Annotated in this window: 8 protein-coding genes; 2 read left to right on the top strand and 6 right to left on the bottom strand. The window is 43.8% G+C overall.

Going from position 1 to position 12317, the window contains the following annotated elements:
- Positions 1-731: 731 nt before the first annotated feature.
- Entirely contained in the window at positions 732-1706 is a 975-nt protein-coding gene (locus V7K30_RS17880) for a PatU (RefSeq protein WP_335001470.1), read from the bottom strand.
- Positions 1699-2904, bottom strand: coding sequence for a heterocyst differentiation protein HetZ (gene hetZ, locus V7K30_RS17875; protein ID WP_335001468.1), 1206 nt, complete (start codon positions 2902-2904; stop codon positions 1699-1701). Before hetZ ends, V7K30_RS17880 begins: the two co-directional genes overlap by 8 nt.
- Before the next feature lie 204 nt (positions 2905-3108).
- Between hetZ and V7K30_RS17870 the strand changes: the two genes are divergently transcribed.
- The gene (locus tag V7K30_RS17870; protein WP_335001466.1) at positions 3109-3582 is read left to right on the top strand and encodes a hypothetical protein; all 474 of its coding nucleotides are present in this window, start codon (positions 3109-3111) and stop codon (positions 3580-3582) included.
- A 1064-nt stretch (positions 3583-4646) separates the two neighbouring features.
- On the opposite strand, the gene sds is transcribed toward V7K30_RS17870, so the two are convergent.
- Positions 4647-5618 carry a solanesyl diphosphate synthase gene (gene sds, locus V7K30_RS17865; protein WP_335001464.1) on the bottom strand — a complete coding sequence of 324 codons (972 nt, stop codon included), beginning with the start codon at positions 5616-5618 and terminating at the stop codon, positions 4647-4649.
- A 947-nt stretch (positions 5619-6565) separates the two neighbouring features.
- On the opposite strand from sds, the gene V7K30_RS17860 reads away from it, so the two are divergent.
- On the top strand, positions 6566-6763 hold the full coding sequence (locus tag V7K30_RS17860) for a hypothetical protein (RefSeq protein WP_335001509.1): 198 nt from the start codon (positions 6566-6568) through the stop codon (positions 6761-6763).
- A gap of 101 nt (positions 6764-6864) precedes the next feature.
- Here V7K30_RS17860 and murI read toward each other — a convergent pair whose 3' ends face one another.
- The 3 genes from murI to V7K30_RS17845 all read right to left on the bottom strand — a co-directional run bounded on the left by murI (position 6865) and on the right by V7K30_RS17845 (position 11957).
- On the bottom strand, positions 6865-7731 hold the full coding sequence (gene murI / locus V7K30_RS17855) for a glutamate racemase (protein WP_335001462.1): 867 nt from the start codon (positions 7729-7731) through the stop codon (positions 6865-6867).
- Positions 7732-7860: 129 nt separating this feature from the next.
- On the bottom strand, positions 7861-9762 hold the full coding sequence (locus V7K30_RS17850) for an N-acetylmuramoyl-L-alanine amidase (RefSeq protein ID WP_335001460.1): 1902 nt from the start codon (positions 9760-9762) through the stop codon (positions 7861-7863).
- 317 nt (positions 9763-10079) lie between these two features.
- Entirely contained in the window at positions 10080-11957 is a 1878-nt protein-coding gene (locus V7K30_RS17845; protein ID WP_335001458.1) for an N-acetylmuramoyl-L-alanine amidase, read from the bottom strand.
- Between the last annotated feature and the right edge of the window lie 360 nt (positions 11958-12317).

Here is a 12317-nt window from a genome sequence, read left to right as displayed (position 1 = left end):
CAGATGAAGAGTGCTGAGTTCCTCGGCTTAGAGTGCTGAGTTAAAAGACCACCCATAAGGGGTGGGGTATCAACCAACCTCTTGAGTTAAGAAGATTCCGCCACGCCACTTGCTCCTCTTGGCTTGTAACTCAGCACTGAGTGTTGTCAAAAATCAGTTTTTTCTTAGTCCGCGGGGGCGGACTTTGCCTGTGTAGCCGCGAATTCCATTCGCTTGGGCTTAGTTGACTGCGCCTTTGCGGTAGCCTGCGGTAAGCCGCTTCTCTACGAGACGCTTTGCGAATGCGTCTACGTTAAAAAAATTGAGTTTGATAAAGAGTTTTAGCCTTAACCCAAGCGCACTGATATATAATGTTACCGCGAGCTTTAACACCAAATGTGAACATAATTTTGTATAAAAAAACAACACAAGCGAAGAAATTCGTTGTGAAAAATTGGTGGCTTGGAAAAATAGAGGCGAAATCAGCACAACACAAAAAACTAACTCGTTCCCCAGGCTTTGCTAGTAACCGAGTGGACTGACGAGTACCCACGAAAAATCAGTTATGGGGTGAAGGGTAAGTCTACACCCACTGGTTAGTTGTAACCACGCCTTAAGTAAGTTCCGTAAACGATATAAGTAAGCACCCTGTTGCTAGTAGTGTCGAGAGGGTAAAAAAAGCCCCAAGGCAACAGCTAGGCAATAGTTACCTTAAGATATTCAGCATTACGTACTAGCGGTGGCAATTAAGGTTACATAGTGGGATTAATGACAAACAAAAGGGGCTGTTGGTCTATTTCTGGAAACTCAACTTCCAGAGTATAAGTTGGGTTAAGTTGCTCACAGCCTAACTCTACACTTAAGTATCCCGGAGTCGAAGATGTTGCCATTGCTAAGGTGCCACTTGTGCGAAGTGTCAAAGTTCCTTTAACGGGTAACTCAGCCTGAACAAGTAACTTCGTAAGTTTACCTACAGACTGATACTCTACTCTGATGTTCAAATTACCGACAGTGGTTAGCCATTGTCTTTCTACCACTGGACTAGTTGCTGAAAGTGGTAGAGTCAAATTTTCCAGCAGTTGTTTAGCCGCCAGCAACGACAAAGCCATCTGTTGACGCGGCTGTAAATCTGAGTAATCGCTCTGAATATTGGGTATTGTATCCAGAGTATTTACAGACCGATAGGTGCTTCTTAGCACTAATCCAGCTATATCGTTTAATGCTTGAGAATCGTTGGGAAAAAAGTTCTCCACCACTTGAACTAATTTTGCTCCCAGAGGTATTGAAGATGTCACCAACGCCTGACATTGTTCTAGCAATTGCTGGAAAACTCTCTCTGGTAAAGGACGCGGCAGGTTCAGCTTCGACTGTTGTGCCATCCACCCCCAGGTAGGAACGAGCGTCATTGACGGCTCGTCAACAAAATCGGGATAGTCGATTAATTGTGTTTCCCAGGGAAACAACGGTGGGTGGTCTTGGACTTGGATTTGTAACCGACGCTTAAGGACGGCTTGAAAACGATCTTGCACAGTAGGAATTTCTCCCAGTTGAAAGGCCTGGGGCGTTCCTCCCAATTTTGGCTGACTGCTTGAAGCAGTGGCTTCCTTGAGGAGGTTTTTTACCCCGTCATTTTCCTCACATACCGAGAGTTGCTCGTTATTTTTGACATCATCTGTCAATAACCAATCGAGACACCGGTATTGTAAGGATTCTGAGTCACTATTCATGAGTAGATGCACCTGATCCGGACACTAATGAGTTACGAATTTCCCAAGCTTGTTCTAGAATCTTAAACCACCGCTTTTGAAGTTGTGCCATTGACAGCCCTAAAGTTTTTGCTATTTTTTCATCGGCTTGTCCTTGTTGCTTCAACTCTAGTAAAGACCGTTGTTTATTGTCCAACTGCGCTGTGTATACTTGCCATTGCTGGGGAGTTAAACCCAAATTGGTGTGCAAAGAAGCTTCCAGCCACTCGTGAACTAATTCCCAACGGTGCAACAAGGCAAACCGAATCAAATGATACTTAAAGCGCTGCTGTAAATAATCTCTTTGACGAGGGGTTAAACCTAAAACCGACTCAATTTCCTGTGCTGATAAATCCTGGAGGCGGAGGGAAAAGTAATCAGCGCAGTCAGATTGTTGCCGTTGTTCGAGATAATTCATTAATTCTGTAACCACAACGGAGCGCAAGGTATCTTCTTCAGGTTCGGGTTCGGCTTGCGTTGCCATTGTGGAGCGCAATTGATGCACTGCTGGTTCTTCCCAAGAACCATCGGCTTCACTATTGCTGCCTTCTGCGGCTTGTTCTATATCTACGCTGGTTTCTGGGGGCTGCTGTTGGGAAAAAGTTTGCGCCCGCAAGATAATTAGCTGCTGCTGACGGCCTGGTAAGGGAATGCGTCGCTTGCCGTAGCGTTCGGTAAATGCCATGTACTCAGACAATTCTAGAAGCGTCTGAGGGCGATAAGTAGCACCGAGTTGATTTTCTCGCCGGAAAGCGTTTAATGCCTCCAGATAAAAACTCTGTAAAAAATCTTCAATTATAGTCAGTCGCCCTTGATAACTCAATTGCTTCTGAGGCGGATTAATGTATCGATAAATAATTGCACTCAGAGTACTGTGTAATTCTACCCTGCCCCGATTTGAACCCAACTGATAGTACCTGAGACACTGTTGTAGCCGATGCCGAGCGAGGGTCATCGCCGAGCTTTCTACAGTTCCAGAAGCTTGGATACGTTTGCTTTCATGGCAAATCCGATATACTTCGGTGGTAATACGTGTTGCTACATCGTGGCAATTCTGTTCCGAAGCTTTGGTTGATTGTTGAAACTCCTTGGACAGGAGTTGAAAGATCACCTCCACGCCTTTAGAATTTTCTCCCAGAATAGTTGCAGATGGAATAGTTGCGGTTGCGGCTGAATTCATAGTCTCGGTTTTCAAAAGACCCTAAGTATTTAAATACAACCTGTACGACTGTGGGTATTGGCTTTTTTGGTTTTACGTATAAGCTAAACGCAGACCAATCCTACATTGAGGATGTGGCTGATTTTATTATTCCCAACTCTGATGGGATTGTTCACACTTTGATAGATGTTATTGCCATTACCCAGGAGCCGTATACAAGTCATTATGGATTTAGAAGCACAAATTCAATTGCTGATTGACAATGCACCCCGCGATGGTATAACACCACATCTGATTGCAGCAATTACTCCTGCCCTTAGAGCGATCGCTCAAAAATTACGTTACTCCCAGTACTATATTCTCCAAAATTCGGAGCAAAGCTGGGTTTTAACTACATTGAGCAATCGTGCTAATCCAGGATTGGAAAAACGTGTTGTTTACGCTTTTCCTACCATACAGGATGTCTCTCTAATTTCCCCTGCTGGGCTTGACCCTCAAATGCTAGCTAAAATTATTCCTGTCACCCATATTTTGTTCCAACTGGTGGCATTAGAACCCGTAGATAGTATCGTTTTTTTGGAAACGCCGGGTAAGACCACTCATACCGTTGAAGTTCGGCGTACTGACCTAGAAAAACTCATGCAACAACAGTTACGACAACAGCGATCGCCTAAACAGATACCCCCTGATATTGCATAGAAAAAATTTGGATGTGGGGTTTTTTAGATACAATCCCTCATCCAAAATATTAAATCTCAAATTCTTTTAGGAAAGTTTTCTAAATCAGTGAAAAAAGAAATTTTTTCTTTCTCTTACACCATGCGATTGGCTCAACTCTCGGTAAAACTTAAAATTGGTTAAAAAAAAGTTATCAGTGAACATTTTTCAGTTTTCAAGTTTTAGTTTTCCAGTGAACCAGAGTCCCCCACTTAAGAACTTCCAAATAAAAAAATATTCCAAAACTAACGCACAAACCCTCTCTATTTCTCCTATCTCTGTGTTCTCTGTGTCTGGAGTGGTTTGTTTATTTGGATAATTTATTTCTTGGAAATCCCTCAAAGAGAGGCTTTGAATTTTACCTTACCTTGGAAGGAAGGCGGCTAGGGGGTTAGGTTTGAGTAAAAGTTGCACACGACATACATAAAAAATATCCGATCGCAGAGGAACGACTTGAGCAAGAAGTCGCATTGAGTCCATAAGAGACCATTTATAAAGTAAATCAAAAGTTACGGGTGTGTTATGCCTTTGCTATCACGCACCGCTATATAACACGGTACGTGATAGCCAAGAGTCATATTTTTCGTGACAAATCATATCGAAATATGCGCATAACACACCCTACAAGAATTTTATTTTTACTTTATAAATAGCCTCTAAAGAAAGATAATTTATTTTTTGAAGTTTCCTTAAGAACAGGTGGAAAGTTCACTTGGAACCTAAATTCCCACTCAAAACCTTGTAAGTAGTAGTTTTTCAAGCTGGTTTTCAGGGTTTGTAGTAAGCACTTTAGTGCTTAGAAAATAAGGACTAAAGTGCTTACTACGAACTTGCTTATACCAAATTCTATGTGAAGCTGTACAAAATCAACTTTTATAAGACAAGGGGCTTGAGCAACTGGTTCTATGCAACCTCACAGATAATCGGTATTACCCATCAATTTAAACTTGACAGAGTAGTAGGTGGGTTAAATTAAATATAAAACTGCTTTAGTGTGACACCCTACACCTCAATCCCCACTTTCTACCTGAGAACTGATAACTGATTTAATAGAGGCGACTCAGTGTGTATTCAGCTATGTTAATCAATGCCTGGTGGGATTCTGAGGGTGGGAGAACTGCAAGATGTTCAATTGCTAACTTAGCATGGTGAGCAGCTAACTCTCGCGCCTGCTGTATCCCTTGACTATCTTGAATCAGTGCTAGTGCTTGCTCTAAATCTCCTTCTTGAGCAAACACTCGTTTAATCAGCACTTCTAAGGATGGTTTTTCCGCTAAAGCAAATAAAACGGGTGCAGTCAGATTACCACTTTTGAGATCCGACCCCACTGGTTTACCCAAGGTATCTGTTGTACTGGTGAAATCTAGAATGTCATCAACAATTTGAAATGCTATACCAAAATGACGACCGTAGCTATACATATGCTCAACAGTTTCTCGGGAGACTTCACTGAGTAACCCAGCAGCTTTAGAACTGTTGGCGATTAATGAAGCTGTTTTGTAATAACTCTTCTGGAGGTAAGTTTCAATAGAGATACCAGCATCAAAACGATTCAATCCCTGCTGGATCTCCCCAGTAGCCAGATCCATAATGACTTCTGAGAGGAGTTTCACCACCTCCAAATTGTCCAAGTTTGCTAAATACCAGGACGATTGGGCAAAGAGAAAATCTCCTGCTAATATGGCAATGCGGTTACCGAACAGACTATGAACGGTAGGAACGCCTCGCCGCACGTCTGATTCATCAACCACATCGTCATGTACCAAGCTTGCTGTGTGGATCATTTCCGTAATCTCAGCTAGGCGGCGGTGACGGGGTGTAATGTCTTGGTCTAACATTGTTGCCCGCGATACTAGCAGGACAATTGCTGGTCTGATACGCTTTCCCCCAGCTCCGAATAAATGTTCGGCTGCTGCAAACAAAATGGGGTGGCGGTTTCCAACTAGCTGTTTTAGGTTATCTGCTAGGAGTCGCAGGTCTGCTTCCACAGGGGTAAACAGGGAGGTGGCTGGGGTCATGGATGGGCGGACTCTGGCTTAGGTTACGAAAGTTTACATATCCTATACTCATTTTAAGATAACCCTGTGCCAGCGCAAAGTTTTCATAAAGTAATCTCATATTCATGAGTCTATCGGTGATAATTAAGGTTGCTAGCGCGTTTGTCAATAAGAAATTATGCTTAATTTTTGGAAATTCCGGTTTGAAAATAACTTAAAACATGAATTCTCCGTATATGGGAATAGATATGATTTTAAATTATGTTAAGTAGTTTAGCAGAGCAAGTTTTCCGCCACAGTTAAAAATAAAATTTAAGCAATATTACTTATTGAGAAAATGGATGCAATTTAAATTTTTCGCTAATGGGTAAGGCTAAATTTCTCTATGACTAAAGTGTAGCTATTCAAAAAATTTGAAATTTAGCAGTCGAGTAAGCTCAAAATCCAGGGTCGTTGTGTTACGCTAAAATATAGGAATTTTAAATTTTTCAGATATTCACAGCCCAAAAGTAAGTCACTTACTAGGTGATTTTACAGACTCGGTGATGTGAGTCTAAAATAATTAGTCGTAGCTGAGATTAAGGGAATAGTTCCCTTGATTTTTCCTACGATATGCAAAACTGCTGATTTGGAGCTATGCGATATCCCTATGGGAAGCCGCTACACGTCTTCAGCGCACGTTGAGCGCAAGCATTTCTCCTTTCACAGCAGTGTGAGTAAAAATAACGCAGAGCAAGTAGACCGCTGAGAATCGTAGTTTTAGATTGCCGTTTGGTAATCTAACTGCCGTCGGATCTATGGTCTGCAAGAAGTCGCATTAAATAATAAATTCTTTGTCCGTAGAGAATTTTATATCTATAGGTAATTTTAGCATAGGAAACTACAGCCATCAAGAATGCACTTGGTTGGCTGAGGTTCTACTAATTTTATGAAATTTTATATTTTTTTAGAAGGGTGCTAGTAGAACAATTATTTACGGAAGTATACCTATGATGATTTTTATTTTAGCGTCTGGATATTTGTTCACAGTCTACCTGTTATTAGCACTGGCGAAGCGAACGGGTACAAAGAGTGTTACTACAAGTTTGCCTTCATCTGCCGAAGGAAAACACAAGCAGGAGATATCAGTAAGGACAAAGGTGACTGAAGCAGTTAATAGTCAATAGCATTGGGCATTGGGCATTGGGTGGGTTTCCCGGCTTGAGGCGATTGGCATCATTGGGCATTTGCAAATGACCAATGACCAATGACTAAGGACAAATTAGTTTTATTGGAGTTGAGAAATAGCGGTATCAGTGAAGCAAACCTCTTCAACCATTGGAGTATAGCCTAGCCACTGCACTCCTGACTGGGAAAACTGTTGCGCACAACCGCTAACAGCGAAGCGAGTAGGCAGTGGTAGGTGGGTATTTCTTAAGCCTAGTAAGTCTAGCTCTTGGGCACAAGCTGCTACAACATGAACAGCTGGGTCAACCAGTTGGACTTGAGAGGGGAGGAGCGATCGCAGTACTGGTGTAAGGTGGGGATAATGGGTACAGCCGTGGACTAAGGTGTCAATTTTCTGCTCTAATAAAGGCTCTAGGTAGGCTCGTGCTACTTCAGCAGTGTAGGGGTCATGAATCCGGTTTTGCTCAATGAGTGGCACAAACTCTGGGCATCCAACTTGCCAAACTTGGACATCAGGAGCAATTTCGAGTATGGCGTGCTTATAAGCATTACTCTTAGCCGTAGCTGGAGTGGCAATTACACCAATCCGCTTTCCTTGCTGCACCGCAGCTTTTGCACCCGGTAGGATTACTCCCAAAATGGGTATGTTGAATTCCTGACGCACGGTTTCTAGGGCTAGGGCAGAACTAGTGTTGCAAGCCATAATTACCATTTTTACCTGCTGCTGTTGTAGCCAGATAAGAATTTCACGCGTAAATTGTAAAATTTCTGCTTGCGAACGAATTCCGTAAGGAAGTCGAGCTGTATCCCCAAAGTAAACAATTGATTCATTGGGGAGTTGCCGATATAGTTGTCGCAGTACCGTAAGTCCACCCACACCACTATCAAAGATGCCAATTCGGGCACGTTGGGGTTCTTGATCAGAAAAATCGTCAAGATTTCCTTCAAAGATGGAAGATGAATACACAGGCAGATGTTGATTTAGGTTTTTGGATTTAAAATACAGAACTTAGCAGACAATCTCCAAATTGACTACTAAATTCTGCACGTAAAAGAAGTTTAAATACTACCTCTTTAATTAGTAATTTGTACTATATTACCTCTGGTGTAAGTATTTCAGGATGCCACGAGCGATCGCTTCCGCCATGCGATTTTGATACTCTCGTGTTCCCAATCTAGGATTATCCTCGTAACCAGTCATGTAGCCTGTTTCCACTAAAATCGAGGGCATAGAGCTTTTCCTGAGAACGTAGAATCTGGCTTTGCGGGTTCCCCGGTTTTTGATAGTACCGATGTCCTGGAGGATGGTATTGCGAACTACTTCAGCCAGAGCATAACCACTGTCGTAATAATAGACTTCTAAACCATTCACGTCAGGGCGATTATCAACGGAATTAGCGTGAATGCTGACAAACGCCGTCGCATTAACTCGCTCGGCAATTTCTACCCGTCCCTGAAGTTCTACGAAAAAGTCAGCATCCCGCGTTAGTACCGCTTGTACACCATTTTGCTCTAAAATTGTTGCTACCCTTTTACCAATAGGCAAGATTACATTCTTTTCTAAAAGTCCGCCCAGACCAGGAGCGCCTGAGTCTTTTCCACCATGTCCTGGGTCAATCACTACTAGTAATTTCCCTCTGGGAACTGAGGGGCGCGGCTGTGACTGGGATATAGTCCGGGGATTATCTGTGGGGTTTGGGAATTGACCTTGGTTTGGCGATGGCAGAGGAGGTAAAGCAATGGGCGGTGTAACGCTACGAGAACGTTGTAATTCTAGAGCCAAAAGCTGGTCGCCAACCTGGTTGAGTTCCCCAATTTGCACTCCGGCTGCTGGTTGAACCAAGACGATGACAGTATTGGATTCTTGTGGTTGCAGGCGGACTCGCAAAATAGGGCTATTGGCGTTAAAAGTCGGGCCTGTGACTTTGGGAGCTAACCGAGCATTGTTGATAGTGATGCGGAACAGACCAGAAGTTCTATCCCAGCCTCCTGTAGCAGATAAAGTTTGGTCGGCTCTAATCAGCAGTTGTGTGCCATTATTAGCCAGTTGCACGGACTCAATTGTCGCAGGTGAGGTGTTAGTAGATGGTATAGGGCGTGGACTGTTACCTCCAGGCAACTGGGCAACGCCACGACTGGGTAGAACCACAAAACCACCAAGACTGCTAGTGGTTGCTCGCCAATTTGGACTATTTTCGTCCACCTGTAAAGTCAGGCGAACAACAGATGGGCTTGTTTGTAGTTGGCTGAACTGAATGCGGCTGACACCATAGCGATTAATCGGCAAATCGCGTTGCTCTAGACTTGGTGATAAAGTAGCGCCGGCAATGTCGATATTAATTGCCCTCTGATCGTTGCTACGATTTACTTGAATTTGAGGATTACCACCATTGGTGCGGATGAAAAAACCATCGCCTGTAACTTGTAAGTTCTCAATTTGAGTCGCCCTGGCGACAAGCATTCCGTTTCTAGGTGGATTGAGAGGGCTTGTTCTCACCACGTTGTAAATATCTCTTGGGGAGAACACTGATGGAGATGTTCTCGGTGAAGTTTCTGTTGCGATAGCTTGTTCTTGTTGCCCCCCAGTATTTGTTGAGGGGACATTTTCGGCTGATGGCATAGGTAATTGCACCATCCAGCGATCGCCAGTTCTAGCAACAAATTGTACTCCCTTGGGGTCTAAAGTATAACCAGGAGTCAATTCAATGACTATCCGCGTTGTTTGTTCGTCAAACTGCCCAACACGGATAGCGCGAATTGTACCGCCCACCTGTTGGGTTAGCTGCGGACGACCAAATGTCGTTCCTGGCAAATCAATTACCAAACGAGTGGGGTTAAAAATTAATTGTGCTTGGGGTTGAACATTCCCTAAAGTATTAATTTCCAGCCTGTTTTGATTGGCATCAAAACGCCAAGATTCAAGTTTCGCGGCCATTGCCGGCGACGATAGCATGAAGATAGTTCCAATAGTACTGGATAGTAACCAGTGTAATTTCACAGTCCTTTCTCCTGATTCACATTCATGGGAGCCGTTAACATCTCAAAATATTGGCAAATCCTCACACCATCACCGCACACACTTGAGTTTTGCGCTGTTATTAAGACACAGCTAATGGCGTAAAATATAGCACGCTCCTCTAATTTTGCCATGCTATTAGCTTAGATAAATTTGACTTACAAAGCATCAGCACCAGACGACAATAACAAAGAAGCTACTTCTGTCCCGCCGCAAGAATACTTAAATTGTTTTACTACTAAATTGGATAAAAATGGTAAAGATTAGATGTATTTACTCAATGATTTAGACTAAATTACTTATCTTCTCTTTAGATACTGAAGAACACCACGAGCGATCGCTTCTGCCATTTGATTTTGGTAAGCTGAGGTTCTGAGCCTAGCCATATCCTCTCGACCAGTCATATAACCCGTTTCCACGAGAATGGAGGGCATAGAACTTTTTCTGAGAACATAAAATCTGGCTCGCCGCACTCCCCTGTCTTTGAGAGTACTAATACTTTGGAGAATACTACTACGGACAATGCGAGCTAGATCCAGACCGCTGTCGTAATAGTAGACTTCCAAACCATTAACATCTGGACGACTCGCACCTGCTGAATTAGCATGGATGCTGACAAATACATCAGCATTAGCTCGCTCTGCTAATTGCACTCGTCCCGGAAGGGTAACAAAATAGTCAGAATCCCTGGTCATAATAACTTGTACACCATGTTGCTGCAAAATCTCTGCCAGCCTTTTACCAATAGGCAAAATTACATCCTTTTCGCGTGCCCCCCCAATCCCAAGCGCTCCTGAGTCTTTGCCACCATGTCCGGGGTCAATAATCACTACCACTCGCCCATTGGTAACTCGGCGCTGTGGTTGGAATCGGGGCTGCGGATTGGGATTGTTTGGGTCTGGGAAGGGCCCACGGTTTGGTGGTGGTAGCCCAGGTAAGGCAAAGGGAGGTCTTCCGGGGAGGGCGACAACTCGCCGAGAACCTTGTATTGATACCAAAAGCTGGTCGCCAATTTGTCTGGGTTGCCCAAGTTGCACTCCGGCTGCTGGTTGAACTAAAACAACGACTGTGTTGGATGCTTGGGGTTGCAGGCGGACTCGAAGAATGGGGCTATTGGCAGCAAAAGTAGGGCCTGTGACTCTGGGAGCTAACTTGGCATTGGTAATTGTGACACGGAACACACCGGAGGATCTATCCCAGGTTCCCGTAGCAGATAAAGTTTGGTCGGCTCTAATTAGCAGCTGTGTGCCATTATCAGCCAGTTGTACAGACTCAATTGTTGCTGGCGAGTTGTTGGTAGATGGTCTGCTGGGAAAGGAAATGGCATCTGACTGATTGTCCGAATTATTACTTCCAGGCAATCTGACAACGCGACTAGGTAAAACTACCAAACCACCGCTATTACTATTAGTTGCTTGCCAGTCTGGGCTATTTTTATCTACCCGCAAAGTCAAGCGGACACCAGGAGGTTGGCTTTGTAGTCGGGTGAATTCGACGCGGCTAACACCATGTTTGTTAACGGGTATATTATTCTGTTGCGCCAGATGTGGTGATAAAGATGCGTCAGAGATATCCATGAAGATGGTAGCGCGATCGCGGCTCCGAATTACGTGAATCGGAGGATTACCACCACTGGTACGGATGAACAACCCATCGCCTGTTACTTGTAAGTTTTCAATTTTAGTCGCCCCTTGGATGGCAGTGGCAACCCTTGATATCCGAGGTTGAGGTTCAGAATCTGGGGTGACTACACTGTAAACACTTCTAGGAGATGAGGAAACTTTATCGGCTGATGGCTTAGGTAATTGCACCGTCCAGCGATCGCCAGTTCTACCAACAAATTGCACTCCTTTGGGGTCTAAAGTATAACCAGGAGTCAGTTCGACGACTATGCGCGTAGTTTCTGCATCAAACTGCCCAACACGGATCGAGCGAATTCCACCGCCCACCTGTTGGGTTAGCTGCGGACGCCCAAATGTAGTTCCTGGCAAATCAATTACCAGCCGAGTCGGGTTGAAAATTAGTTGTGCTTGGGGTTGAACTGCTCCTACAGTATTAATTTCCAGCCTGTTTTGATTGGCATCAAAGCGCCAAGATTCAAGTTTCGCGGCCATTGCCGGCGACGATAGCATGAAGATAGTTCCAATAGTACTGGATAATAACCAGTGTAATTTCACAGTCCTTTCTCCTAATTCACGTTCATGGGAGCCGTCAATATCTCAACTCATTGGTAAATCATCACACCGTCACCACCTAAACTTGACTTTTGATGCCTTTTTTGATTTTTTAAGCTGGTATAAAGATACGCTTAAATCAGTTATCTTGAATCTAAATCCCCATGTGAAACCTTCACCTGTAGAGGTGGGGGACTCGGAATCCCAAGGAAGCTAGAAAACTGATAACTGATAACCGTTCACTGATAAGTGTTTGTTCTTTGTTGCCATCAATGCACTAAGTAAATAATTCCCATTACTGTCAGATGATCTAGCAAGATTTATGGGTGTTACTCCCCAATTACCTGGAAAATATTCAGATAA

This window comes from Nostoc sp., assembly GCF_036917655.1.
Classification (GTDB): Bacteria; Cyanobacteriota; Cyanobacteriia; order Cyanobacteriales; family Nostocaceae; genus Nostoc.
The sequence above is the reverse complement of the archived record's forward strand: the minus strand, read 5'-3'. Positions and strand labels throughout refer to the sequence as shown.